This window comes from Pseudomonas sp. YNh (genome assembly GCF_037993085.1).
Taxonomy (GTDB): domain Bacteria; phylum Pseudomonadota; class Gammaproteobacteria; order Pseudomonadales; family Pseudomonadaceae; genus Aquipseudomonas; species Aquipseudomonas putida.
Window position 1 is genome coordinate 1 of record NZ_JBBMRJ010000045.1, and the last position, 23,699, is coordinate 23,699.

Below are 23,699 nucleotides of genomic sequence, written 5' to 3' on the forward strand. Positions count from 1 at the left end.
TGTGAACAGTCAGAATCGGGCATTTAGTCCCACCACCCCTTCAAGTCTAACCATACAAGCGGGCGTGCCCGCGAAGGGCTGCACAGCAGCCCCAATCCCACAAATCCCCTGCAAAGCAGGTAGAATCACGCCCTGACTCATTCAGGGCGTTTTTCTATGCGTATTGGCCATGGCTACGATGTGCACCGTTTCTGCGACGGTGATTTCATTACCCTGGGCGGGGTGCGTATCCCCCACAAATACGGCCTGCTGGCCCATTCCGACGGCGACGTGCTGCTGCACGCCCTGAGCGATGCCCTGCTGGGCGCCGCAGCGCTGGGCGATATCGGCAAGCACTTCCCCGACACCGACCCACAATTCAAGGGTGCCGACAGCCGCGTGCTGCTGCGCCATGTAGTCGGCATCGTCAAGGCCAAGGGCTGGAAGGTCGGCAATGTCGACGCCACCATCGTCGCCCAGGCGCCGAAGATGGCCCCGCACATCGAGACCATGCGCCAACTCATCGCCGAAGACCTGCAGGTCGAACTCGACCAGGTCAACGTCAAGGCCACCACCACTGAAAAGCTGGGCTTCACCGGCCGTGAGGAGGGGATTGCCGTGCATTCGGTCGCCCTGCTGCTGCCGGCATGACCGAACTGGAACTGCTGGGCCCGCGCGCATCGGGCGAACCCTTGGGCACTGCTGTCCTCAAGGCGGTGGCTGAAGACTTCCAGGTCGATGAAGTGCTGGACATTCCGCTGTCCGGCCAAGGCGAGCACCTGTGGCTGTGGGTCGAAAAGCGTGACCTGAACACCGAAGAGGCTGCCCGCCGCCTGGCGCGCGCCGCAGGCGTGCCGGTGCGTTCGATCAGCTACGCCGGGCTCAAGGACCGTCAGGCCCTGACCCGCCAGTGGTTCAGCCTGCACCTGCCGGGCAAGGCCGACCCGGACCTGTCGCGCGCTGAAGATGCCAGCCTGCGCGTGCTCAAGCAGGTGCGCCACCAGCGCAAGCTGCAGCGTGGCGCGCATTCGGCCAACGGCTTCACCCTGCGCCTGACGGCCCTGGCTGCCGACCACCAGGCTGTGGATGCACGCCTGGCACAGCTCAAGCAGCACGGTGTGCCCAACTATTTCGGCACCCAGCGCTTCGGTCACGGCGGGGGCAACGTCCATGACGCCCTCGACTGGGCCGCGCGCAAGGCATTACCCGAGCAGCGCAACGTGCGTTCGCGGCTGCTTTCGGCCGGGCGCAGCTACCTGTTCAACCAGGTGCTGGCGGCACGTGTCGCCGAAGGTAGCTGGGCCCAGGCCCAGGTCGGCGACCTGCTGGCGTTCACCGATAGCCGTAGCTTCTTCCCGGCTGGCGAGGCGGAATGCGCCGACCCACGCCTGGCGATTCTCGACCTGCACCCGACCGGCCCGATGTGGGGCGAGGGCGACTCGCCAGCAGGCGCCACCACCGCGCAGCTGGAAAATGCCGTCGGCGCACGGCAGCCGGCACTTTGCCAGTGGTTGGCCCAGGCGGGCATGGATCACGAACGGCGTATTTTGCGGCTCCCTATTGGCGGCCTGACATGGCATTATCCCGAGCCTGATATCCTGCAACTGGAATTCGTCCTGCCGGCCGGATGCTTCGCCACCGTAGTGGTGCGCGAAGTCTTGGATCTGGTGTCGGCAGGGCAGACGGACAGCCCATGCGTATTCTGATTTCGAACGACGACGGTGTTACCGCACCCGGCCTCGCCGCGCTGCACGCTGCGCTGGCGGATTATGCCGAGTGCGCGGTGATCGCCCCGGATCAAGACAAGAGCGGCGCCAGCAGTTCACTGACGCTGGACCGGCCACTGCACCCGCAGACCCTGGCCAACGGCTTCATCAGCCTCAACGGCACACCGACCGACTGTGTGCACCTGGGGCTCAATGGGCTGTTGCCGCAGGTGCCGGACATGGTCGTGTCGGGGATCAACCTCGGTGCCAACCTGGGTGATGACGTGTTGTACTCCGGTACGGTCGCCGCTGCGTTGGAAGGCCGTTTCCTGGGCACCACATCACTGGCGTTTTCGCTGTTGTCGCGTCAGCCGGACAACCTGCCGACGGCGGCCTACATCGCCCGTCGCCTGGTCGAGGCACAGTCGCGTCTGGTGCTGCCGCCACGCACCGTCCTCAACGTCAATATCCCCAACCTGCCGCTGGAGCACATCCGTGGCATCCAGCTCACCCGCCTCGGTCACCGGGCGCGGGCGGCGGCACCGACCAAGGTGGTCAACCCGCGCGGCAAGGAAGGCTACTGGATCGCCGTGGCCGGTGATGCCGAAGATGGCGGCCCTGGCACCGACTTTCATGCGGTGATGCAAGGCTTCGTCTCGATCACGCCGCTGCAGCTCGACCGTACCTTCAATGATGCCTTCGAGCAGCTCGACGGTTGGCTGGAGGGCGTGCTCTGATGCGCGAGGACGATATGCTGCGGCGTGGCATCGGCATGACCTCCCAGCGTACCCGGGAGCGTCTGATCCAGCGCCTGTGCGAAGAGGGTGTGTCGAACACCAAGGTGCTCGACGTGATCCGGCGTACCCCGCGTCATCTGTTCGTCGACGAGGCACTCGCGCATCGTGCATACGAAGACACCGCGTTGCCGATCGGCCACAACCAGACCATCTCCCAGCCCTTCATGGTTGCCCACATGAGCGAGCTTCTGCTCGAAGCCGGTCCGTTGGACAAAGTGCTGGAGATCGGCACTGGCTCGGGTTACCAGACGGCGATCCTTGCCCAGCTGGTGGAGCGGGTATTCTCGGTCGAGCGTATCAAGGTGCTGCAGGACCGGGCCAAAGAGCGCCTGGTGGAGCTGAACCTGCGCAACGTGGTATTCCGCTGGGGCGATGGTTGCGAAGGCTGGCCGGCGCTGGCGCCGTACAACGGCATCATCGTCACGGCAGTGGCGCCGGAAGTGCCGCAGGCACTGCTTGACCAACTGGCACCTGGTGGCCGCATGGTGATCCCGGTGGGGCCGGCCGGCGAAACCCAGCAACTGATGCTGATCGTGCGCGAGGAGCATGGATTCTCCCGCCGAGTGCTGGGGGCAGTGCGCTTCGTACCGCTGCTCAATGGCCCGCTGGCCTGAGCACTGCGTCGAGTCGGGCGCTGGCGGTGTGAGCTGCGCGGTATTTTTGCGCCGGCGGCGAATTCTTGCAGCTTCGCCCTGTCTATCTGGCGGAGCGAAGCGCTAGCACGCAGCGCGCACCGTGGCTTTGCTACAGCTTTTTGCATCAGCCTGCCATTACTGGCCGGCTTGGTTATAATTGCAACAATATTGCATTTCTTGTCTTCATATCGTATTTCGGCACCATGAGGGGAGCGCGGGTGGGTCACACAGTCATTCGGCAGCGCAAGGATGGGTCGGGTTTCAAGCTTCTGGTGATTGCACTGGCCATGGGCACGCTACTGGTGGGTTGTTCGAGCACCAGTAACACCAGCGCGCGGGTGGTCGACCGCAACAACAGCGTGCCCAAGCGCCCGGCGGTAACGTCCGGGCAGTACGTCGTCAAGCCGGGTGACACGCTGTTCTCCATCGCCTTCCGCTATGGCTGGGACTACAAGGAGCTGGCTGCGCGCAACGGTATCCCGGCGCCTTATACCATCCGCCCGGGCCAGGCGATTCGTTTCAGCAGTGGTTCGAGCAGCAGTACCACGGTGGTGACCAACCCGTCCTCGTCGAGCCGCACCACGGTCACGCGGCGGCCTGTGGGCAGCACTGCCACGGTGCCTGCCAGCACCGGCAAACCGGCCACGCCGACACCCTCCACCAGCTCGCCAGTGGTTGCCACCGTGCCCGCTGCGGAGCGCGCGGTAGGCGGCTGGACCTGGCCTGCCAACGGCGTGCTGATTGGAAAATTTGCTTCAAACGGTAGTTTGAATAAAGGCATTGATATCGCCGGTGATTTGGGACAGCCTGTTTTTGCTGCGTCTGATGGTGCGGTGGTTTACGCCGGGAGTGGTTTGAGGGGCTACGGCGAGCTGATCATCATCAAACACAGCGATACCTACGTCAGTGCCTACGGTCATAACCGCAGGCTGTTGGTTCGGGAGGGGCAGCAGGTCAAGGCAGGGCAGTCGATTGCTGAAATGGGGTCTACGGGCACAGATCGGGTGAAGCTGCATTTTGAGATTCGCCGCCAGGGCAAACCCGTCGATCCACTCCAGTTCCTGCCACGCCGTTGATCGTTGTACCCGGCCTGTTCCTGTGATGTAGAGGGGACAGGCTCCAGCGCTGCCAGGGATCAAGGTGCCGCTCGAGTCTGAGTTCGAACTCAGCAAAGGACTATAACAATGGCTCTCAGTAAAGAAGTGCCGGAGTTTGACATCGACGATGACGTCCTCCTGATGGAGACGGGCATCGTTTTGGAAACGGATGTGGTGTCAGACGAACCTGCTGTATCTTCGGTTCGGACGAGGGCCAAGTCGGGCTCTTCGCTCAAGCAGCACAAGTACATCGATTACACCCGGGCGCTAGATGCCACCCAGTTGTATCTCAACGAGATCGGCTTCTCGCCGCTGCTTTCGCCTGAAGAAGAAGTGCACTTTGCGCGCCTGTCGCAGAAGGGCGATCCCGCTGGCCGCAAGCGCATGATCGAAAGCAACCTGCGCCTGGTTGTAAAAATTGCCCGTCGTTACGTGAACCGCGGCCTGTCGCTGCTCGACCTGATCGAGGAGGGCAACCTGGGGTTGATCCGTGCGGTCGAGAAGTTCGACCCGGAGCGTGGTTTCCGTTTCTCGACCTATGCGACCTGGTGGATTCGCCAGACCATCGAACGGGCGATCATGAACCAGACCCGCACCATCCGCCTCCCCATCCACGTGGTCAAGGAACTGAACGTCTACTTGCGCGCCGCACGCGAGCTGACCCAGAAACTCGACCACGAACCCTCCCCGGAAGAAATCGCCACGCTGCTGGAGAAACCGGTCGCCGAGGTCAAGCGCATGCTGGGCCTGAACGAGCGGGTGTCTTCCGTGGACGTGTCGCTTGGCCCGGACTCGGACAAGACCCTGCTCGACACCTTGACCGACGACCGCCCCACCGACCCGTGCGAACTGCTGCAGGATGACGACCTGTCGCAGAGCATCGACCAGTGGCTGGGCGAGCTGACTGACAAACAGCGGGAAGTGGTAGTGCGTCGCTTTGGCCTGCGTGGGCATGAGAGCAGCACCCTGGAGGACGTAGGCCTGGAGATTGGCTTGACCCGGGAACGGGTACGGCAGATCCAGGTCGAGGGGCTCAAGCGCTTGCGAGAGATCCTTGAGAAGAACGGCCTGTCCAGCGAGTCGCTGTTCCAGTAGCGAAGGCCTGTCACACAAAACGCCCCGATGACCTCGGGGCGTTTTTGTGTGTGTCATTTGAGAATGTCGGGGGCGCTGCTTTGCAGCCCCAAAATCTGCCGGGTAAAACAGATATCCAATGTGTACTGCGCTACCCCAGTAACATTGCGTGTAAGCCTTTTCTTACTTGTTTTGTAAGCTATCTATGCAAGTCGCAGTAAATCATTGTCGTTTTCAGCCCCTGTATTTTTACAACCCATTGAAAAGCATGGCTTATTCGGTTGTGAGGAAATGTGTTCCCTGCAATACCTTGTGAGGTCTCGCGCTTGCCCGCCCGGCTGAACCCGCTAGTATTCGAACTGTGCACAGGGACATGCACAGGCATTCAGGACGAAGGCCAAGGACATCGCAAGAAGCGATTTCATCAGGAAGATGTTTGGGACAAGCAGGGACTACGGAAAAAAATGTGGGCGGGTCAAACCGCCCCTTTTTTTTGTCTGCAGAAAAACAAAAAAGGCCCCGAGGGGCCTTTTTCGTGTCCGGGCGCTATCAGCGCTCCAGGTCTGCAATCTTGCCAGTCTTGCCGTCCCACTCTTCAGCGTCAGGCAGGGCATCCTTGCGCTCGGTGATGTTTGGCCAGACTTCCGCCAGTTCGGCGTTCAGCTCGATGAAGTTCTCCATCCCGGCAGGGATTTCGTCTTCCGAGAAGATGGCTTGCGCCGGGCATTCCGGTTCGCACAGCGCGCAATCGATGCACTCGTCCGGGTGAATGACCAGGAAGTTCGGGCCTTCGTAGAAGCAGTCCACCGGACAGACTTCCACGCAGTCGGTGTATTTGCATTTGATGCAGTTGTCGGTGACGACGAAGGTCATTTCTAGTTCTCTCCTCAGGCGACGGCGGCGGCCCTTCCTCTCAGGGCCGCGCGGTTTACAGGTATGTGGCTGCAGGCCAGGCTAATAACCTGCAGCACCAGCAAACCGCGGCGGATTCTACCAGCTTGTAGTGGGCGCCGTTATAACAGGTTCTTTAGTTGATATAGCATTTCGATAGCTTGGCGCGGGGTCATGTCGTCCAGCTGCAGCTTGCCCAGCTTCTCGATGGCCGGGTGTGGCAGGCTGGCGAACAGATCGCTCTGGTGCGGTACTTGTGGCACATCCCTGGCCTTTTCGGCCGGGGCGTGTTCATGCGGCAGGCTGGTGGTTTCCAGGCGCGCCAGGTGTTCGCGAGCACGCTGGATCACGACCCCCGGCACCCCAGCCAGTTGCGCCACGGCCAGGCCGTAGCTCTGGCTGGCAGGGCCAGGCAGTACATGGTGCAGGAACACGATGCGCTCGTTGTGCTCGGTTGCATTCAGGTGCACGTTGGCCACCAGCGGCTCATTCTCCGGCAGCACGGTGAGCTCGAAGTAGTGGGTGGCGAACAGGGTATAGGCGCGCAACTGGGCCAGGCGCTCGGCGGCAGCCCACGCCAGCGACAGGCCGTCGAACGTACTGGTGCCGCGGCCCACTTCGTCCATCAGCACCAGGCTGCGGTCGGTCGCGTTGTGCAGGATGTTGGCGGTTTCGCTCATCTCGACCATGAAGGTCGAACGCCCGCCGGCCAGATCGTCGCTGGAGCCGATGCGGGTGAAGATGCGGTCGACCAGCGACAGTTCGCAGCTGGCCGCCGGCACGAAGCTGCCGATGTGCGCCAGCAGCACGATCAGGGCGGTCTGGCGCATGTAAGTGGACTTACCGCCCATGTTCGGGCCGGTGATGATCAGCATGCGCGTGCTGTTGTCCAGGCCCAGGTCGTTGGCCACGAACGGCGTGGTCAGTACCTGCTCCACGACCGGGTGGCGGCCTTGCTCGATACGCAGGCACGGCTCGTCGACGAAGCGCGGGCAGTTCAGGTCGAGGTTCAGCGCACGTTCGGCCAGGTTGCTGAGCACATCCAGTTCGGCCAGGGCGGCGGCGCTGTCTTGCAGCGGCGCCAAGTGGCTGATCAGGGTTTCCAGCAGGGCGTCGTAGAGCATCTTCTCACGGGCCAGGGCGCGGCTCTTGGCCGACAGCGCCTTGTCCTCGAACACTTTCAGCTCGGGGGTGATGAAGCGCTCGGCGCCCTTGAGGGTCTGACGGCGGATGTAGTCGCCCGGCGCCTGCTCGGCCTGCTTGGTCGGCAGCTCGATGAAGTAGCCGTGCACGCGGTTGTAGCCGACCTTGAGGTTGGCAAGGCCGGTGCGGGCCTTTTCACGGGTTTCCAGGTCTATCAGGAACTGGCCGGCGTTCTCGCTGATCGCCAGCAGCTCGTCCAGCTCGTTGTCATAGCCGGTCTTGAGTACGCCGCCGTCGCGGATCACCGCTGGCGGGTTGTCGATGATCGCCCGCTCCAGCAGGCTGGCCAGCTCCGGATAGGTGCCGGTAATGGCCGCCAGGCGCGCAAGGTGCGGCGCCTCCAGCTCGCTCATGGCATTGTGCAGTTCGGGCAAGGCACCCAATGCATCGCGCAGGCGCGCCAGGTCGCGAGGGCGGGCATTGCGCAGGCCGATTCGGGCGAGGATCCGCTCGATGTCGCCAATTTCTTTCAGCTGCGGCTGCAGCTTCTCGAAGCTGTAGCTGTCGAGCAGGCAGCGGATCGAGTCCTGGCGTGCCTGCAATACCTTGAGGTCGCGCAACGGGCGGTTCAGCCACCGGCTCAGCAAGCGGCTGGCCATGGCAGTCTGGCAGCGGTCGACCACCGATTGCAGGGTGTTGTCACGCCCGCCCGCCAGGTTGACGTCCAGCTCCAGGTTGCGACGGCTGGCGCCATCGAGGATGACCGTGTCGTCCAGGCGTTCGTGGCGCAGGCTGCGCAGGTGCGGCAGGGCGGTGCGCTGGGTTTCCTTGGCGTAGGTCAGCAGGCAGCCGGCGGCGCCGATGGCCAGGGTCAGCTTGTCGCAGCCAAAGCCCTTGAGGTCCTTGGTCGCGAACTGCTGGCACAGGGCCTTGCGCGCCGAATCGCGGTCGAAGTCCCACGGCGCACGGCGGCGGGCGCCCGGGCGTTTTTCGGCGGGCAGGTCGCGTGGCCAGTCGTCAGGGATCAGCAGCTCGACCGGGTTGAGGCGCTCAAGCTCGGCCAGCAGGTTCTCCCAGCCTTTGATTTCCTGCACGCTGAAATTGCCGCTGGTGATGTCCAGCACGGCCAGGCCGAACAGGCGTTCGTCACCAAGCAGCGCGGCAATCAGGTTGTCGCGACGCTCGTCCAGCAGCGCCTCGTCGCTGACCGTGCCTGGGGTGATGATGCGCACCACCTGGCGCTCCACCGGGCCCTTGCTGGTGGCCGGGTCGCCAATCTGTTCGCAGATCACCACCGATTCGCCCAGCTTGACCAGCTTGGCCAGGTAGCCTTCCAGCGAATGGAACGGAATCCCGCACATGGGGATGGACTGGCCGGCCGACTGACCGCGCGCGGTCAAGGTGATGTCCAGCAGTTTCGCGGCCTTCTTCGCATCTTCGTAGAAGATTTCGTAGAAGTCGCCCATGCGGTAGAACATCAGCTGGTCCGGGTGCTGGTTCTTCAGCTTCCAGTACTGCTGCATCATCGGGGTGTGTGCGGAAAGATCTGACATTCAGGGCCTTACAGCGGGTGATCTGGTTGGCGATGGTAAACCCGCAATGGTACAGGCTTTTTTGTTGCGATGCAGGCGCAGGCTTCGGGGCGTGTGCGCGTAGCCTGGTGGGCAATGGTGGAGCTGCGCGGCGTTACCCTCTAGAATGCGCGCTCCTTGACGAACGCCTGTAGCCGTGACCTGCACGATGAATGTGTCCAGCCCTGTCCCTCATGTAAAGCAACAGCTGATCTACCTCCTGTACGGCGAGCGCCGTATCTATCAGCTGGAGGCCAAACTCAGCATCCTCACCGCCGTGGCGCGCTGCAAGCCGGCAGAGCTACCGGTGATCCGTGTGCTTACCGACCAGCCACAGGCCTTTGTCGGCTGGCCGGTGGAAGTGATCACCCTGGACGAGCAGACCCTGCAGGCCTGGACCGGTGACGGCGGCTACACCCACCGGCGCAAGGCCTGCGCCATTGCCCAGGCCGGGCAATGGGCGGACAAGACCGTGTTCATCGATACCGATACGGTGTTCCTGCAATCGCCGCTGAAGCTGTTTAGCCAGGTCGATGCCGGGCAGTTTCTGGTCGATGAAGTGGAAAAGAGCTGGGCCGAAGCTTCGCGCCACAGCGACTACCTTCGCTTCAGCGCAGGGCTCGACGAGGCAGGAAATGCACCGGCTGATGATTTGCGGCTGTGCAACAGCGGGGTCATGGGTTTCACCCGCTGCAATGTAGGCATTGCCGAACGCGCCATCCCGCGGATCGATGCCTGGACACCTTATACCGATGACCTGCACACCATCGAACAGATCGCCTTTTCTTTCGAGTTGCATGGGGCGCAGGTCAATGAAGCGCGTGGCGTGATCAGCCATTACTTCGCGATGAAGCAGTACGTGCATGCCATCCTGGAAATTTTCTTCGCCAGGCACGGCGAAGGCTTCCATCCACAGATGCCAAGGCTGGCCCTCAAGGTGCCGGCACATCGCCCTGTTCCTTCGTGGCTGGCGCGGCTTTCGGTGAAGTGGAGCCTCAAGCGTGTGCCTCGGGAGCTGCGTGGCATTGGCCGCAAGCTGCTGTACGGCAGTGTGATGAGCGGCGACGACTACCAGCGTGCCTGCAAGGTGATCTGGTGGCGTTCGGCGATTGATGACATGCGCAAGCAAGGTGGTATCGACTGGAACCAGGAATGGCCGGCAGGGCTGCCGCGCCTGGGGCGGCTTGACCAGCGTGCGTTCAGCGAAATGGCCCGGGAGAGCCTGAAGGTTTCCTGAGCCAGGGGCCGCGACAGGGTGATAGGGTAGAGATTAGCCTTCCAGGAGCCCGACATGGACCCGATCACCACACTTGCCACCCGCCTGGGTGAACACCTGCGCCGTTTCAATGCACAGGTGGCTACCGCCGAATCCTGCACCGGCGGTGGCATTGCCGAAGCCATCACCCGTATACCTGGCAGCTCGGCCTGGTTCGAGGTTGGCTACGTGACATATTCCAACGCCCAGAAAGCCCGCCTGTTGGGCGTGCCCGAGGCCTTGTTCGGCCAGGTGGGCGCAGTCAGCCAGGAAGTGGTCGAAGCCATGGTACGCGGTGCCCAGGCCGCCAGCGGCGCGCGCTTTGCCGTGGCGGTGAGCGGCGTGGCCGGGCCAGACGGTGGTTCGCCAGCCAAACCGGTAGGTACCGTATGGCTGGCCTGGGGTGACGGCAACCGGGTGTTCAGCGAGCGCCGCCAGTTCGAGGGTGACCGCGAAGCGGTGCGCCGACAGACGGTGAGCGCCGCGTTAGACGGCTTGTTACAGCTTGGTGCCGAGTAAATCGACGACAGGGGTTTGCGCGAGCGCCTGCCTGTGGAATAATACTGGCTACTTATACAGGTATTCCGGCCATCAGGGCCAAGTCGAACACGTGAGGATTTCAATGGACGACAACAAGAAACGCGCCTTGGCTGCGGCCCTGGGTCAGATCGAACGCCAATTCGGCAAAGGCGCAGTCATGCGCATGGGTGACCAGGAGCGCCAAGGCATTCCGGCCATCTCCACCGGCTCCCTGGGCCTGGATATTGCCCTCGGCATTGGCGGCCTGCCAAAAGGCCGTATCGTCGAGATCTATGGCCCGGAATCGTCGGGTAAGACCACGCTGACCCTGTCGGTCATCGCCGAAGCCCAGAAAAGCGGTGCCACCTGCGCCTTCGTCGATGCCGAACACGCCCTCGACCCTGAGTACGCCGGCAAGCTGGGCGTCAACGTCGACGACCTGCTGGTCTCGCAGCCGGACACCGGCGAACAGGCCCTGGAAATCACCGACATGCTGGTGCGCTCCAACGCCGTTGACGTGATCATCGTCGACTCCGTGGCCGCGCTGGTACCCAAGGCCGAGATCGAAGGCGAAATGGGTGACATGCACGTGGGCCTGCAGGCTCGCCTGATGTCCCAGGCCCTGCGCAAGATCACCGGTAACATCAAGAACGCCAACTGCCTGGTCATCTTCATCAACCAGATCCGTATGAAGATCGGCGTGATGTTCGGCAGCCCGGAAACCACCACCGGTGGTAACGCCCTGAAGTTCTACGCCTCGGTGCGTCTGGACATCCGCCGCACCGGTGCGGTCAAGGAAGGCGACGAGGTGGTCGGTAGCGAAACCCGCGTCAAGATCGTCAAGAACAAGGTTTCGCCGCCTTTCCGTCAGGCCGAGTTCCAGATTCTGTACGGCAAAGGTATTTACCGTAATGGCGAGATCATTGACCTGGGTGTGTCCCAAGGCCTGATTGAGAAGTCGGGTGCCTGGTACGCCTACCAGGGCAACAAGATCGGTCAGGGCAAAGCCAACGCTGCCAAATACTTGGCCGAGAACCCGGCTATTGGTACCGAGATCGAGAAGCAGATTCGTGAGAAGCTGCTGAAAGCCGGTGCTGCCGCTGAAGCCAACAAAGCTGCCGCCGTTGATGCCAGCGCCGACGATGTGGCTGACGCCGAAGCCGGTTATTGATTGCGCGGTAGATAGCCAATATGTCCGCCGTACTCGACACCCCCGTCGCCATTCGGCGGACAGCCATGGACCTGCTCGCGCGACGTGAGCACGGTCGCGTCGAGCTGACGCGCAAGTTGCGTCAGCGTGGCGCTTCGGATGAGCTGATCGAGCCTGAGCTCGACCGGCTCGCCGAAGAAGGGCTGCTTTGCGAAGCCCGCTACCTCGAAAGCTTCATCAGGTACCGTTCCAGCGCTGGCTATGGCCCTTCGCGTATTCGTGAGGAGCTGGGCCAGCGTGGTTTGGCGCGTGCTGATATCGAGCAGGCATTGCGCGAGAGCGAGGTGGACTGGCGCGAGCGCATGCGTGATGTGTGGCAGCGCAAGTTTGCCGGGCAGCACCCGCAGGATCCGCGCAGCCGTGCCCAGCAAACCCGTTTTCTGGCTTACCGGGGTTTCCCCATGGACATGATCGGCCGCCTGCTCAGTGGACGTGATCTCGACGATTACTGACCACCAGATCTGCAGTTGTAGGCGGTCTCGCATGGTTTAAGGTCTGACTTGAAATCAGAAAGCTGACGCAATCCATGTGGGAGCGGGCTCGCCCGCTCCATAGGTACAGTGCAGCAAGCGAATCTCAAGCGGCATCAGCTCACCTTCAACGCCTCCCTGGCCCGCTGCGTGGTATGCATTGGCTGAGGCTTGGCCCAGTTTTCCGGCAAGTTGATGAAATCCACCAGCTCGCGCAGCCGGCCCTGGTCGCGGCCATTGAAGGCGAATGACAGCCGGGTCAAATGGTTGAAGTTGCCCACTTCATGTTCGGCACTGCTATCCGCTTGCTGGTGATACTTGCCACTCAGACGCAAGTCGGCAAAGCCTTCCTGAATATCAAACAGCGCTGCTTCGCTGAGCGGGTGGTGCATGCGGATCACGAACTGGTTCTTCAGCCAGCGGCTGGAGTGGTAGTTGCTGTAGAACTGGTTGATTTCCTCCACGGCCTCATCGGCACTGTGCACCAGGCGCACCAGCTTCAGGTCGCTGGGCAGGATGTAGCGGTTTTCTTCCAGCTGGCGGCTGATGAAGTCCAGGCAGTCGCGCCAGAAGCTGCCGCCGGGCGAGTCCAGTAGCACCACCGGCACCAACGGGCTCTTGCCGGTCTGGATCAGCGTCAGCACTTCGAGCGCTTCGTCCAGGGTGCCGAAGCCGCCCGGGCACAGCACCAGGCCATCGGCCTCCTTGACGAAGAACAGCTTGCGGATAAAGAAGAAATGGAAGGGCAGCAGCTTGTCGGTGCCGCCCACGGTGGGGTTAGCGTGTTGCTCGAAGGGCAGGGTGATGTTGAAACCCAGGCTGTGGTCGCTGCCAGCGCCTTCGTGGGCGGCAGCCATGATGCCGCCGCCGGCACCGGTGATGACCATCAGGTCGGAGCGCGCCAGGGTAGCGCCCAACTCGCGGGCCAGGGCGTACATCGGGTGCTCCAGCGGGGTGCGTGCCGAGCCGAACACGGTCACCTTGCGCCGGCCCTTGTAGCGCTGCAGGGTGCGGAACGATTGGTCCAGTTCGCGCAGCGCCTGCAGGGTGATCTTGGCACTCCAGCGGTCGCTGTCGTCATGGGCCATGCGCAGGACGGTCAGCATCATGTCGCGGTACAGCGGCAGGTTGGGGCTGTCGGGGGCTACCAGTTGAAGTTGTGCGTCGATGTTGCTCAGGTCGATGTTGTTGTCACGGAAGTGGCTGAACAGCAGTTCATTCGCTTGGTAAGGCATGCAACGTCTCCTTCTGCACCAATACCTCTGACCTCAATCTAGACCCTTGCGCAGGATCGTGCCGGGCTGTTTGGCGCAGCCGCCCGTCGGTATGTGGCCACCGGCAGCAGGGGTTTGGTTAACTGGTAAAGCGAAACGTATCGATGCAGGAGGTGGCGGTATGCATCGCTTGATCATCGAGATTGACCGGCAGCTCTATCAGCAGCTGGAAAGTGCGGCTCAGGTGCATCACTTGAGCCTTGAGGACGAGTGCTGCCGCAGGTTGGCGGGGCTGGAGTGCCAGTCGCGCTACTTGCAGGCGTTATTGGCCGAGATGCGCGCCGATGCGGCCGAAGGGCGCTGGCGCGCCCGCGAGGACGAAAAGGTATAGCTTGAACGGCTGCTGTTACTTCTTCTTGTTGCCGGCCACGCAGCTGGCACTGTCGAATGCCTGGTCCATGATCGGCTGGTTGGTCTTGTACACCGTGAAGCGATAGACCATGACCGCGCCCTTGGACATCAGGTTGCGAAAGCCGCTGTTGCGGCACACGCTGTCGCCCAGCTGGCTGCGTACCTGCGCGGGATTGGCCTGCATGCGCTCGGCGTGGCTCTGGCGTACGCTCAGGTGGTTGACCAGTGCCTTGCCTTCCACGGTGTAGCCTTGGTCGAGGATGTCCTCGTTGATCGCGCGCGGGGTACCGACGCTGCTTTCTTTGGCAACCTTCTGCAATGTCCTGTTCAGGTCGTAATCCTGCTTGGAGGCTGCCTGGGCTGCCAGGGGCAGAGCGAGTAGCAGGCTCAGGGCGGGGACGATAAGGCGCAGCATGAATCTCTCCTGGTTCGATGACTGGCGCTTTGACATGCGCCGGTCGACGGCGTTCCGTGAAAGTCGCGCGAGCGCGAGGTTCGGGCACGGTAAGCGTCGATTATAAGGGGCACCTCGCCAGCTGCACAGTAAATGGCCCCTGTTCTGCTAAACTGGGCGTCTTGTTTTTTCCGAGTCATCCTTGTGCCCATTTCCTACCTGTCCAGAGGCCTGCCGGCATGAGCCACGCGGTAGCGCGGCTGCGCGCCGAACGCCTGGCCCGCAGCAACAAGCCTTTCATCGCCCGTGGCTCGCGTGCCGAGCGCTGCGCGGATTGCCGGGTCATCGCCACCCATTGCCTGTGTGCCTGGAAGCCTCGGGTGCAGGCCGAGTCTGGTGTGTGCCTGCTGATGCATGACACCGAACCGTTGAAGCCCACCAACACCGGCTGGCTTATTGCCGACCTGATCGAAGACACCTGGGCCTTCGGCTGGCAGCGCACCTCGGTCGACGAGCGCTTGCTGGCCCTGCTGGACGACCCGCGCTGGCAGCCCTATATCGTCTTCCCCGGTGAGTTCGTGGCCGAGCAGCGGGTAGTCAGCGAGGTGGTGCGCGAGCCGGGCAAGCGCCCGCTGTTCATCCTGCTGGATGCCACCTGGACCGAAGCCCGCAAGATGTTCCGCAAAAGCCCGTACCTGGACCGCTTTCCGGTGTTGAGCCTGCAGGCCGAGCAGATGTCGCGCTATCGCCTGCGGCGCTCCAAGCGCGACGATCACTTCTGCACGGCAGAGGTCGCAGCCATGTGCCTGGACCTGGCCGGCGACAGCCAGGCCTCGCAGGCGCTGGATGCCTACCTGGATGTGTTCAGCCTGCATTACCTGAGCGGCAAGCGGCGCCTGCCGCTGGATGATCAGGACGACACCCATCAGCGTTTGCATACCTTCCTATAGTCCAAGGGGCACAACCCCTGCTTTGGTTCATAATGACGGGGCTGGCAGCCAGGGGGGGCGAGACGGCAGGGCGAATGGCTTGACCACCCTTGACCGTGCTCGACATCCTTGGCGCCGATTCCCCGCCGGGCGCTTCTCTTCCCCGAGCGTCTGGCATAGAACAGGATCCTTAGATCGATGGCCACTTACGAAATCCTGATTGCCGATGACCACCCGTTGTTTCGTGGCGCCCTGCGCCAGGCCGTTACCCTCGGCCTGGGCCCGGATGTGCGCCTGGTCGAAGTCGCGAGCATTGCCGAACTGGAAACCCGCCTGAGCGAAAAAGCCGACTGGGACCTGGTGCTGCTGGACTTGAACATGCCGGGTGCTTATGGTTTTTCCGGGCTGGTACTGCTGCGCGGGCAATACCCGCAGATCCCTGTGGTGATGGTGTCGGCACAGGAGGAGGCCGCGGTGGTGGTCAAGTCCCGCGAGTTTGGCGCCAGTGGCTTCATTCCCAAGTCCAGCACCCTCGAAGTGATCCAGGATGCCGTGCGCAAGGTGCTCGATGGCGAGGTCTGGTGGCCGCCGCAGGCGTTCGAAAAGGTCGATGTCTCGGCCGAGGCCAAGGCCGCAAGCGAGGGGCTGGCCAGCCTCACGCCGCAGCAGTTCCGCGTGCTGACCATGGTCTGCGAAGGCCTGCTGAACAAGCAGATCGCGTATGAACTGAGTGTCTCCGAGGCCACGATCAAGGCCCACGTGACCGCAATATTCCGCAAGCTGGGCGTGCGTACCCGCACCCAGGCCGCGCTGCTGCTGCAACAACTTGAATCGGTTGCCAGCAACTGACTGCGCGTGGCTTCACGCTTTTTTGACCCGAGCCGGTCTAGTCTGCTGGCCTTTCTGTTGTGAAGTGACTCACATGACATCGCCATTCAAGGGCCAGACCGGCCTGAAACGTATCTTCAACGCCGCCGGCTACTCGCTGGATGGCCTGCGTGCCGCCTTCAAGGGTGAGGCCGCATTCCGCCAGCTGGTGCTGCTTAACGTGCTGCTGATCCCGATTGCCTTCTGGCTGCCGGTCAGCCGTGCCGAGCGGGCGATCATGATTGCGGTGTGCCTGTTGGGGCTGATCGTCGAGCTGTTCAACTCGGCGGTGGAGGCGGCCATCGACCGTATCTCGCTGGAGCGCCACCCGCTGTCGAAAAACGCCAAGGACATGGGCAGCGCCGCGCAACTGGTGGCACTGACCATGGTGGCGCTGGTGTGGGGCGTGATCCTGCTTTAAGCGATCGGCGGCAGCACGATTTCATCACTGCGGGTATAGCCCGCGGTGAAGTTGCGGCACAGTTCCAGAAATTCGCGCATGGCCGAGGTCTGGTACTTTTGTTTGTGCCAGATGAAATAGAACTGGCGCATCAGGTCCAGTTCCGGGGTTTCCACCGGTACCAGGCTTCCCCGGCGGAAGGCGTCCCGCAGGGCCAAGCGCGAAATGCAGCCAATCCCCAGGCCCGACTCCACCGCGCGTTTGATTGCTTCAGTGTGTTCCAGCTCCAGGCGGATGTTGAGGTTGGCGCGGTGGTGGCGCATGGCCTGGTCGAAGGTCAGGCGCGTGCCTGAGCCTTGCTCGCGTAATATCCACGCCTCTTGCGACAGGCTTTCGATATCAGCCCGGCCCGGCTTGGCCAGTGGATGCTGCGGCGCGCAGAACACCACCAGTTCGTCCTCGACCCACGGCTGCACTTCCAGGTCGGGGTGGTTGCAGTCACCTTCGATTAGACCCAGATCAATTTCGTAGTGCGCGACCTGTTGCACGATATGCACTGTGTTCTGTACATGCAGCTTGACCTGGCTTTCCGGGTGGGTCTGCATGAAGCTGCCGATCAGCAGGGTGGCCAGGTAGTTGCCGATGGTCAACGTGGCGCCGACCGCCAGCGAACCGAAACCGGACTTGCCGTTAAGCAGGTCTTCGATTTCCTTGGCCTGGTCGAGCAGGGCCACCGCCTGTGGCAACAGTTGATGGCCCAGGGCGTTGAGCGCCAGGCGCTTGCCGGCACGGTCGAACAGCTGGCAGCTCGATTGCCGCTCCAGTTCGGTGATGGAAGTGCTGGCGGCCGACTGCGACAACGCCAGCAGGCTAGCGGCCCGGGAGACGCTTTGGTGCTGTGCGACGGCGACGAAGACTTGCAGTTGACGGAGTGTGAATCGCATATCGATATAACCGATAACACATATCTTGATAATCCAGTTAACAGATATTGTCGCTGCCCCTAAACTATCGCGCAACTGCGCGTTTTGCGCGCCGCGTTTTTCTTCAGGAGCCCCATCGATGAGCAACATGAACCACGAACGTGTCCTCAGTGTGCACCACTGGAACGACACCCTGTTCAGCTTCAAGTGCACCCGCGACCCGGGGCTGCGCTTCGAGAACGGTCAGTTCGTGATGATCGGCCTGCAGCAGGAAAGCGGCCGTCCGCTCATGCGTGCCTATTCCATCGCCTCGCCGAACTGGGAAGAGCACCTGGAGTTCTTCAGCATCAAGGTGCCTGACGGCCCGCTGACCTCGCAGCTGCAGCACCTGAAGGAAGGCGATGAGATCATCATCAGCAAGAAGCCTACTGGTACCTTGGTGCTCGACGACCTGAACCCGGGCAAGCACCTGTACCTGCTGAGCACCGGCACTGGCCTGGCGCCGTTCATGAGCGTCATCCAGGACCCGGAAACCTACGAGCGCTTCGAAAAAGTGATCCTGGTACACGGCGTGCGTTACGTGAACGAAGTGGCCTATCGCGAGTTCATCACCGAGCACCTGCCGCAGAACGAGTTCTTCGGTGAGTCGGTCCGCGACAAGCTGATCTACTACCCGACCGTGACCCGCGAGCCTTTCGAAAACCAGGGTCGCCTGACCGACCTGATGCGCAGCGGCAAGCTGTTCAGCGACATCGGCCTGCCACCGATCAACCCGCAGGACGACCGTGCGATGATCTGCGGCAGCCCGAGCATGCTCGACGAGACCAGCGAAGTGCTGGACAGCTTCGGCCTGAAAGTCTCCGCCCGCATGCGCGAGCCGGGTGACTACCTGATCGAGCGTGCCTTCGTCGAGAAGTAAGACGCAGGCTGGTACTAGAAGGCGACCCCCGGGTCGCCTTTCTTGTGCCGATGATTTTTGCATTGCTTGTGCCGGCCTTTTCGCGGGCTCGCCCGCTCCCACAGGTTCTGCACAGGGTTCAGGAACTGTGCAGTACCTGTGGGATCTGGCTTGCCGGCGATGAGGCCGACCCCTATTCGACGCGAGTCTCGCCGCTGTACACCAGAATCTCCCGGCAGCGTTTGCACAGGTACCGCCGCCCCTGGCGCACCAGCTTGTGCCGCTGTGCGGTAAACGGGAAATCACCCTGCGGGCAAGGGCAGCGGTAGATGTAGCGGGTTACCACGCGCCGTTGCACTTCATAGTTGTGGCAACGGTTGGGTGGCAGCTCATACACCCCGCGCATGATCAATTGCCACTCTTCGCCATGGGCCTGGATGCGGTCGCCAAACAACTGGTGGGCCACCAGGTGCGCCACTTCGTGGGCAACGGTCTGGCGCAGGAAGTCTTCCTGGTTTTCCCGGTAAAGCTGCAGGTTGAAGCGCAGCAGGTTCTCGTGCAGGTGGGCGACGCCGGCTTTTTGCCCGCGCAGCTTGAAGCTGACTTCCGGGCGCGGGAAGGGGCGTTTGAAAAAGGTTTCGGCTTGCTGGTAACAGGTTTCGACGCGTTGTTTGAGCAGCTCGGGCATGGTGGGGCGGTTCTCCTGACCGGGCATTATGCCGCAAGCATCGGCGGCCTGCCGTGCCACCGGTCTGCGCACAGCCAGAGGCCGCCTTGCGGCGGCCCCTGGTTGATGCCCCAGTGTTGGTTGAGTGTGTTCTAGTTGGTGTAGACGGGCCCCACGCCCAGTCCCCAGATAATTACCGTGGCAGCCATGATCGCCACCAGTACCACAAGGCCCACTGCCAGCACCGAGCTGGAGAACAGGAAGCCTTCGTCGGACGGTATATTCATGAACGTCGGCAAGCCGACGTACAGCAGGTACACCGTGTAGCAGATAGCAGCAGTGCCGATCAGCATGCCCAGCCAAAGGTGCGGGTACAGCGCCGCCAAGCCGCCGATGAACAACGGTGTGGCGGTGTAGGTGGCAAAGGCGATGCACTGCGCCATGGACGGATTGGCATCGTAGGTGCGGGCCATCCAGTGGATGAACGCGCCCATTACCGCCACACCGCCGAGCATGGCCAGGTACGACATGATGCTCATCCAGATGGCGCTTTCCATGGTGAGCATCACGGCTGGCCGGTCACCGATTACCCAGCCCACCTGGGTAGTGCCGATGAATGCGGAAACGGCAGGGATCGCCGCCAGGATCAAGGTGTGCGTCAGGTACATGTGGCTGATGGTTTCTTCTTCGCCACGAATTTCCCGCCATTCCTGATCGGGATGGGTAAACAGCCCCACAACGTGATGAATCATGCCGATCACTCCTCTCAATGTTGCCAAACGCCCCCCAGATGGAGCGCAAGCGGCCCGAGGCCCGAACACCGATGCAAGCGGTAATGTGGCCTTATGTCGCAGTATAGGAAGCGGTTACCGGCACGAACCGTGCTTTTTAGAGCAAATTGCGCTGTCAGGGGGCCTGTTGATTACATCGAAGTCTTTATCGGAATGCCTACAGCGATGCTGCGTTTGTGCGTAAAATAGCCGGCTTTTGTCACACCTCGCGGATCCAAGCGCTATGGGCACCCTCTCGGTCAACCAGAACAAACTGCAAAAACGCCTGCGTCGTCTCGCCGGCGAAGCCATCACCGACTTCAACATGATCGAGGATGGCGACAAGGTCATGGTCTGCCTGTCTGGCGGCAAGGACAGCTACACCATGCTCGACGTTCTGTTGCACCTGCAGAAGGTGGCACCGATCAAGTTCGAGATCGTCGCGGTGAACATGGACCAGAAGCAGCCAGGCTTCCCTGAGCACGTGCTGCCGGCCTACCTCAAAGAGCTGGGCGTCGAGTACCACATCGTCGAGAAGGACACCTACTCGGTGGTCAAGGAGCTGGTACCCGAGGGCAAGACCACGTGTTCCCTGTGCTCGCGCCTGCGCCGTGGCACCCTGTACACCTTCGCCGACGAAATCGGCGCGACCAAGATGGCGCTGGGGCACCACCGCGACGATATCGTCGAAACCTTCTTCCTCAACATGTTCTTCAACGGTGCGCTCAAGGGCATGCCGCCGAAGCTGCGGGCCGACGACGGCCGCAATGTGGTGATCCGCCCGCTGGCCTACTGCAGCGAGAAGGACATCCAGGCCTACTCGGACATGAAGGAATTCCCGATCATCCCGTGCAACCTGTGTGGCTCGCAGGAAAACCTGCAGCGCCAGGTGGTCAAGGACATGCTGGTGGAGTGGGAGCGCAAGCACCCGGGCCGTACCGAGAGCATCTTCCGTGCCCTGCAGAACGTGGCGCCGTCGCAACTGGCCGACCGCAACCTGTTCGACTTCATCGGCCTGAAGATCGACGAAAACGCCACGCCGCGTTTCCTCGACGTGCTGAACATCTGAGCCCATGCGCGATTACCAGTGGCTGCATGAGTACTGCCTGAACCGCTTTGGCTCGGCCCAGGCGCTGGAGGCCTTCCTGCCGCAACCGCGCACAGCTGTGCAACTGCGCGGTATCAGCGACGACCGCTACCTGTCGACCCTGGCCCTGCGCGTGTTCCGCGCGGGGCTCAAGCACAGCCTGGTGGATGCCAAGTGGCCGGCATTCGAGCAGGTGTTTTTCGGCTTCGACCCGGAGAAGGTCGTGCTGATGGGCGCCGAGCACCTGGAGCGGCTGATGCAGGACGAGCGCATCATCCGCCACCTGGGCAAGCTCAGGAGCGTACCGCGCAATGCGCAGATGATCCTCGACGTGACGAAGGAGAAGGGCAGCTTTGGCGCTTTCATCGCCGACTGGCCGGTGACCGACATTGTCGGCTTGTGGAAGTACCTGGCCAAGCACGGTAACCAGCTGGGCGGGCTGTCGGCGCCGCGCTTTTTGCGCATGGTTGGCAAGGATACCTTCATCCCTACCGATGACATGGCGGCGGCGTTGATTGCACAGAAGGTGATCGACAAGCAGCCGACCAGTCAACGCGACCTGGCCTTGGTGCAACAGGCGTTCAACCAGTGGCATGAAGAAAGTGGGCGGCCGCTGTGCCAGTTGTCGGTGATGCTGGCACATACCGTCAACCATTGAGATCGTCGGGGCCGCTGTGCGGCCCATCGCCGGCAAGCCAGGCTCCCACAGGTGTTGCACAGCATTCAGAACCTGTGAGGACTTTGTGGGAGCTGGCTTGCCAGCGATTGGGCTGCAGGGCAGCCCCCGAACTCAACTCCCTTCGCCCGCCATGCGCCGCTCATGCTGAAACTTCCAGCGCACATACAGCAGCCCGGCAATGAACAACCCCAGGCTCGCCAGCACTTCAACCCAGCCAAACACCGCCCGCGCCGGGTCGAACGCCGCCAGCACGCCCTTGATGAAATAGATATTCACCACGAAACAGGCCCAGGCATGTGCCCGGGCGCTGCCTGTCAGCATGCCCGGCAACAACAGCAGCAGTGGCACCAGCTCGATTGCCAGAATCACCCCGACTCGCGCCCCGTGCAGGTTGGCGAACCACAGGTTGTTCACCAGCAGCAGGCCGATCAGGCCGAAGAAAAACGCCAGGCTCAACGCCCGTGTCAGGCGCAGGCGCGGTGCCAGCCATTCCAGCGGCGGCAACACCTTGGGCTTTTTAGCCACGCGCGGCCTCCAGGGCCTTGGCCGTGGTCGCCAGGCGTTGTCCCAGAGCGCGGCACAGGGCAATTTCGTGCTGATCAAGCTCACGCTTGCCATCGGCCCCCGCATGGTGGCTGGCGCCGTAAGGGGTGCCGCCGCCGCGGGTTTCCAGCAAGGCCGACTCACTGTACGGCAGGCCCATCACCAGCATGCCGTGGTGCATCAACGGCAACATCATCGACAGCAGGGTGGTTTCCTGGCCACCGTGCAAACTGGCGGTAGAGGTGAACACGCCCGCCGGCTTGCCGACCAGTTCACCGCCCAGCCACAGGCTGCTGGTGCCATCCAGGAAGTACTTCAGCGGCGCTGCCATGTTGCCAAAGCGGGTCGGGCTGCCCAGTACCAGGCCTGCGCAGTGGCGAAGGTCGTCCAGGGTGGCGTACAGCGCACCACTGGCCGGAATGTCCGGTGCCACCGCTTCACATTCGGTAGAGATAGCAGGCACTGTGCGCAGGCGCGCCTCCATGCCGGCCAGTTCGATTCCGCGGGCGATGTGACGGGCCATTTCGCTGGTCGAGCCATGGCGGCTGTAGTAAAGCACCAGGATGTAGGGCGCGCTCACGGCAGGATCTCCAGCACTTTTTCCGGCGGGCGGCCGACCACGGCCTTGTCACCAGCGACCAGAATCGGCCGTTCGATCAGTTTAGGGTGCTGGGCCATGGCATCAATCAATTGTGCGTCGGTCAGCGCCGGGTCGGCGAGGTTCAGCGTTTTGTATTCGTCCTCGCCGGTACGCAACAGCTCCCGCGGGGCGATGCCCAGCTTGGCGAGCAGGGCCTTGAGCGTGGCTGCGTCGGGCGGGGTTTCCAGATAACGCACGATGGTCGGGGCGAGGCCACGGGCTTCGAGCAGTTCCAGCGCGCCGCGGGATTTCGAGCAGCGCGGGTTATGATAGAGCGTCAGGTCAGTCATGTCGGGTCGCATCCAGCTGGGTGTGGCGGCTATTCTAACCGCAGCGACTGACTCATTTGCTTTAAAACTCGAGAAGGATTGACCCATGGCAAGGCGTCTGGCAGCAGTACTGGCCATCACCGCGAGCCTGTTGCTCGGTGGTTGCGGTGCCGATTATGGCGTGGACCAGCACGGTAATACGGTTAAGGCCGAACAGATCGAAGGGCACTGGCTGGTGCTCAACTATTGGGCCGAATGGTGCGGGCCGTGCCGTACCGAAATCCCGGAGCTGAACACGGCGGCCAAGCAGTGGGCGGCCGATGGCATCAAGGTGGTGGGGGTGAACTTCGATGGCTTGCAGGGGCAGGACCTGAAACAGGCCTCTGAAACCCTGGGCATCGGTTTTACCGTGCTGGCCCAGGACCCGGCCGAGCGCTATGACTTGCCGCGTAGCGAGGCGCTGCCGGTGACCTACATCATCGATGACAAGGGCAAGGTGCGCGAACAGCTGCTGGGCGAGCAGACCCTGGAAGGGCTGCAGGCCAAGATCAAGGCCCTGAAAGGCGCCTGATGCAGTTGGGGCCGCTTTAGCGGCCCATCGCGGCACAAGGCCGCTCCTATGTATGGACTCGCCTACATTGTCTAGCTGCTTTGAACATAG

Annotated in this window: 28 protein-coding genes; 18 read left to right on the plus strand and 10 right to left on the minus strand. The window is 62.3% G+C overall.

Annotation, left to right across the window (positions count from 1 at the left end):
• The first annotated feature begins 156 nt into the window (after positions 1 to 156).
• The 6 genes from ispF (at position 157) to rpoS (ending at position 5,309) form a co-directional block, all read left to right on the plus strand.
• Positions 157 to 630 (plus strand): 2-C-methyl-D-erythritol 2,4-cyclodiphosphate synthase, encoded by a 474-nt coding sequence (gene ispF / locus WF331_RS27530; RefSeq protein WP_016501146.1) that lies wholly within the window; start codon positions 157 to 159, stop codon positions 628 to 630.
• Positions 627 to 1,685: a tRNA pseudouridine(13) synthase TruD gene (gene truD, locus WF331_RS27535; protein ID WP_174370638.1), complete on the plus strand. Its 1,059-nt coding sequence runs from the start codon at positions 627 to 629 to the stop codon at positions 1,683 to 1,685. Before ispF ends, truD begins: the two co-directional genes overlap by 4 nt.
• Complete coding sequence (gene surE / locus WF331_RS27540) at positions 1,673 to 2,422, plus strand: 5'/3'-nucleotidase SurE (RefSeq protein WP_016501144.1); 750 nt, start codon at positions 1,673 to 1,675, stop codon at positions 2,420 to 2,422. The genes truD and surE overlap by 13 nt, the downstream gene beginning before the upstream one ends.
• 35 nt (positions 2,423 to 2,457) lie before the next feature.
• The gene (locus tag WF331_RS27545) at positions 2,458 to 3,096 is read left to right on the plus strand and encodes a protein-L-isoaspartate(D-aspartate) O-methyltransferase (protein WP_015269209.1); all 639 of its coding nucleotides are present in this window, start codon (positions 2,458 to 2,460) and stop codon (positions 3,094 to 3,096) included.
• A 239-nt stretch (positions 3,097 to 3,335) separates the two neighbouring features.
• Entirely contained in the window at positions 3,336 to 4,193 is an 858-nt protein-coding gene (locus WF331_RS27550; RefSeq protein WP_016501143.1) for a peptidoglycan DD-metalloendopeptidase family protein, read from the plus strand.
• Between the two features lie 108 nt (positions 4,194 to 4,301).
• Positions 4,302 to 5,309, plus strand: coding sequence for an RNA polymerase sigma factor RpoS (gene rpoS, locus WF331_RS27555; RefSeq protein WP_009686059.1), 1,008 nt, complete (start codon positions 4,302 to 4,304; stop codon positions 5,307 to 5,309).
• A gap of 528 nt (positions 5,310 to 5,837) precedes the next feature.
• On the opposite strand, the gene fdxA is transcribed toward rpoS, so the two are convergent.
• Positions 5,838 to 6,161: a ferredoxin FdxA gene (gene fdxA / locus WF331_RS27560; protein ID WP_012270863.1), complete on the minus strand. Its 324-nt coding sequence runs from the start codon at positions 6,159 to 6,161 to the stop codon at positions 5,838 to 5,840.
• Positions 6,162 to 6,301: 140 nt separating this feature from the next.
• Positions 6,302 to 8,875: a DNA mismatch repair protein MutS gene (mutS, locus tag WF331_RS27565; RefSeq protein ID WP_340623504.1), complete on the minus strand. Its 2,574-nt coding sequence runs from the start codon at positions 8,873 to 8,875 to the stop codon at positions 6,302 to 6,304.
• 187 nt (positions 8,876 to 9,062) lie between these two features.
• Here mutS and WF331_RS27570 point away from each other — a divergent pair, with 187 nt between their 5' ends.
• From WF331_RS27570 to recX, 4 genes are all read left to right on the plus strand, one after another.
• Positions 9,063 to 10,130, plus strand: a complete 1,068-nt coding sequence (locus tag WF331_RS27570) for a hypothetical protein (protein WP_284400041.1) — start codon at positions 9,063 to 9,065, stop codon at positions 10,128 to 10,130.
• Positions 10,131 to 10,184: 54 nt separating this feature from the next.
• Positions 10,185 to 10,667, plus strand: a complete 483-nt coding sequence (locus tag WF331_RS27575) for a CinA family protein (protein WP_229609814.1) — start codon at positions 10,185 to 10,187, stop codon at positions 10,665 to 10,667.
• Between the two features lie 103 nt (positions 10,668 to 10,770).
• Positions 10,771 to 11,838, plus strand: a complete 1,068-nt coding sequence (gene recA / locus WF331_RS27580) for a recombinase RecA (RefSeq protein ID WP_016501139.1) — start codon at positions 10,771 to 10,773, stop codon at positions 11,836 to 11,838.
• A gap of 20 nt (positions 11,839 to 11,858) precedes the next feature.
• On the plus strand, positions 11,859 to 12,329 hold the full coding sequence (gene recX, locus WF331_RS27585; RefSeq protein ID WP_016501138.1) for a recombination regulator RecX: 471 nt from the start codon (positions 11,859 to 11,861) through the stop codon (positions 12,327 to 12,329).
• A 134-nt stretch (positions 12,330 to 12,463) separates the two neighbouring features.
• On the opposite strand, the gene WF331_RS27590 is transcribed toward recX, so the two are convergent.
• Positions 12,464 to 13,582 (minus strand): LOG family protein, encoded by a 1,119-nt coding sequence (locus tag WF331_RS27590; RefSeq protein ID WP_016501137.1) that lies wholly within the window; start codon positions 13,580 to 13,582, stop codon positions 12,464 to 12,466.
• A 160-nt stretch (positions 13,583 to 13,742) separates the two neighbouring features.
• On the opposite strand from WF331_RS27590, the gene WF331_RS27595 reads away from it, so the two are divergent.
• Positions 13,743 to 13,952, plus strand: a complete 210-nt coding sequence (locus WF331_RS27595) for a hypothetical protein (RefSeq protein ID WP_016501136.1) — start codon at positions 13,743 to 13,745, stop codon at positions 13,950 to 13,952.
• Between the two features lie 15 nt (positions 13,953 to 13,967).
• Here the strand turns inward: WF331_RS27595 and WF331_RS27600 are convergent, their stop codons facing one another.
• Positions 13,968 to 14,387: a quorum-sensing-regulated virulence factor family protein gene (locus WF331_RS27600; protein WP_016501135.1), complete on the minus strand. Its 420-nt coding sequence runs from the start codon at positions 14,385 to 14,387 to the stop codon at positions 13,968 to 13,970.
• A 218-nt stretch (positions 14,388 to 14,605) separates the two neighbouring features.
• Between WF331_RS27600 and WF331_RS27605 the strand changes: the two genes are divergently transcribed.
• From WF331_RS27605 to WF331_RS27615, 3 genes are all read left to right on the plus strand, one after another.
• Positions 14,606 to 15,316 (plus strand): tRNA-uridine aminocarboxypropyltransferase, encoded by a 711-nt coding sequence (locus WF331_RS27605; RefSeq protein WP_016501134.1) that lies wholly within the window; start codon positions 14,606 to 14,608, stop codon positions 15,314 to 15,316.
• 177 nt (positions 15,317 to 15,493) lie between these two features.
• A complete protein-coding gene (erdR, locus tag WF331_RS27610; protein ID WP_003252375.1) occupies positions 15,494 to 16,144 on the plus strand; it encodes a response regulator transcription factor ErdR in 651 nt (216 codons plus the stop codon).
• A gap of 73 nt (positions 16,145 to 16,217) precedes the next feature.
• A complete protein-coding gene (locus tag WF331_RS27615) occupies positions 16,218 to 16,583 on the plus strand; it encodes a diacylglycerol kinase (RefSeq protein ID WP_010952700.1) in 366 nt (121 codons plus the stop codon).
• On the opposite strand, the gene finR is transcribed toward WF331_RS27615, so the two are convergent.
• A complete protein-coding gene (finR, locus tag WF331_RS27620) occupies positions 16,580 to 17,506 on the minus strand; it encodes a LysR family transcriptional regulator FinR (protein ID WP_016501131.1) in 927 nt (308 codons plus the stop codon). The two genes, WF331_RS27615 and finR, sit on opposite strands and share 4 nt — an antisense overlap.
• Positions 17,507 to 17,624: 118 nt before the next feature.
• Here finR and fpr point away from each other — a divergent pair, with 118 nt between their 5' ends.
• Positions 17,625 to 18,404 carry a ferredoxin-NADP reductase gene (fpr, locus tag WF331_RS27625; protein ID WP_016501130.1) on the plus strand — a complete coding sequence of 260 codons (780 nt, stop codon included), beginning with the start codon at positions 17,625 to 17,627 and terminating at the stop codon, positions 18,402 to 18,404.
• A 172-nt stretch (positions 18,405 to 18,576) separates the two neighbouring features.
• Here fpr and WF331_RS27630 read toward each other — a convergent pair whose 3' ends face one another.
• Positions 18,577 to 19,071: a SprT family zinc-dependent metalloprotease gene (locus WF331_RS27630; RefSeq protein WP_016501129.1), complete on the minus strand. Its 495-nt coding sequence runs from the start codon at positions 19,069 to 19,071 to the stop codon at positions 18,577 to 18,579.
• Positions 19,072 to 19,202: 131 nt separating this feature from the next.
• The gene (locus tag WF331_RS27635; RefSeq protein WP_016501128.1) at positions 19,203 to 19,802 is read right to left on the minus strand and encodes a Yip1 family protein; all 600 of its coding nucleotides are present in this window, start codon (positions 19,800 to 19,802) and stop codon (positions 19,203 to 19,205) included.
• Between the two features lie 262 nt (positions 19,803 to 20,064).
• Between WF331_RS27635 and ttcA the strand changes: the two genes are divergently transcribed.
• Positions 20,065 to 20,889, plus strand: coding sequence for a tRNA 2-thiocytidine(32) synthetase TtcA (gene ttcA / locus WF331_RS27640; protein WP_016501127.1), 825 nt, complete (start codon positions 20,065 to 20,067; stop codon positions 20,887 to 20,889).
• A 4-nt stretch (positions 20,890 to 20,893) separates the two neighbouring features.
• On the plus strand, positions 20,894 to 21,565 hold the full coding sequence (locus tag WF331_RS27645; protein WP_016501126.1) for a DNA-3-methyladenine glycosylase I: 672 nt from the start codon (positions 20,894 to 20,896) through the stop codon (positions 21,563 to 21,565).
• Between the two features lie 132 nt (positions 21,566 to 21,697).
• Here WF331_RS27645 and WF331_RS27650 read toward each other — a convergent pair whose 3' ends face one another.
• From WF331_RS27650 to arsC, 3 genes are read right to left on the minus strand one after another with little or no spacing between them, the layout of a single operon-like run.
• Positions 21,698 to 22,111: a DUF2069 domain-containing protein gene (locus WF331_RS27650; RefSeq protein WP_016501125.1), complete on the minus strand. Its 414-nt coding sequence runs from the start codon at positions 22,109 to 22,111 to the stop codon at positions 21,698 to 21,700.
• Positions 22,104 to 22,709: an NAD(P)H:quinone oxidoreductase gene (gene wrbA, locus WF331_RS27655; RefSeq protein WP_016501124.1), complete on the minus strand. Its 606-nt coding sequence runs from the start codon at positions 22,707 to 22,709 to the stop codon at positions 22,104 to 22,106. Before wrbA ends, WF331_RS27650 begins: the two co-directional genes overlap by 8 nt.
• Complete coding sequence (arsC, locus tag WF331_RS27660; RefSeq protein WP_016501123.1) at positions 22,706 to 23,059, minus strand: arsenate reductase (glutaredoxin); 354 nt, start codon at positions 23,057 to 23,059, stop codon at positions 22,706 to 22,708. Before arsC ends, wrbA begins: the two co-directional genes overlap by 4 nt.
• An 85-nt stretch (positions 23,060 to 23,144) precedes the next feature.
• On the opposite strand from arsC, the gene WF331_RS27665 reads away from it, so the two are divergent.
• The gene (locus WF331_RS27665) at positions 23,145 to 23,609 is read left to right on the plus strand and encodes a TlpA disulfide reductase family protein (RefSeq protein WP_016501122.1); all 465 of its coding nucleotides are present in this window, start codon (positions 23,145 to 23,147) and stop codon (positions 23,607 to 23,609) included.
• The last annotated feature ends 90 nt before the right edge of the window (positions 23,610 to 23,699 follow it).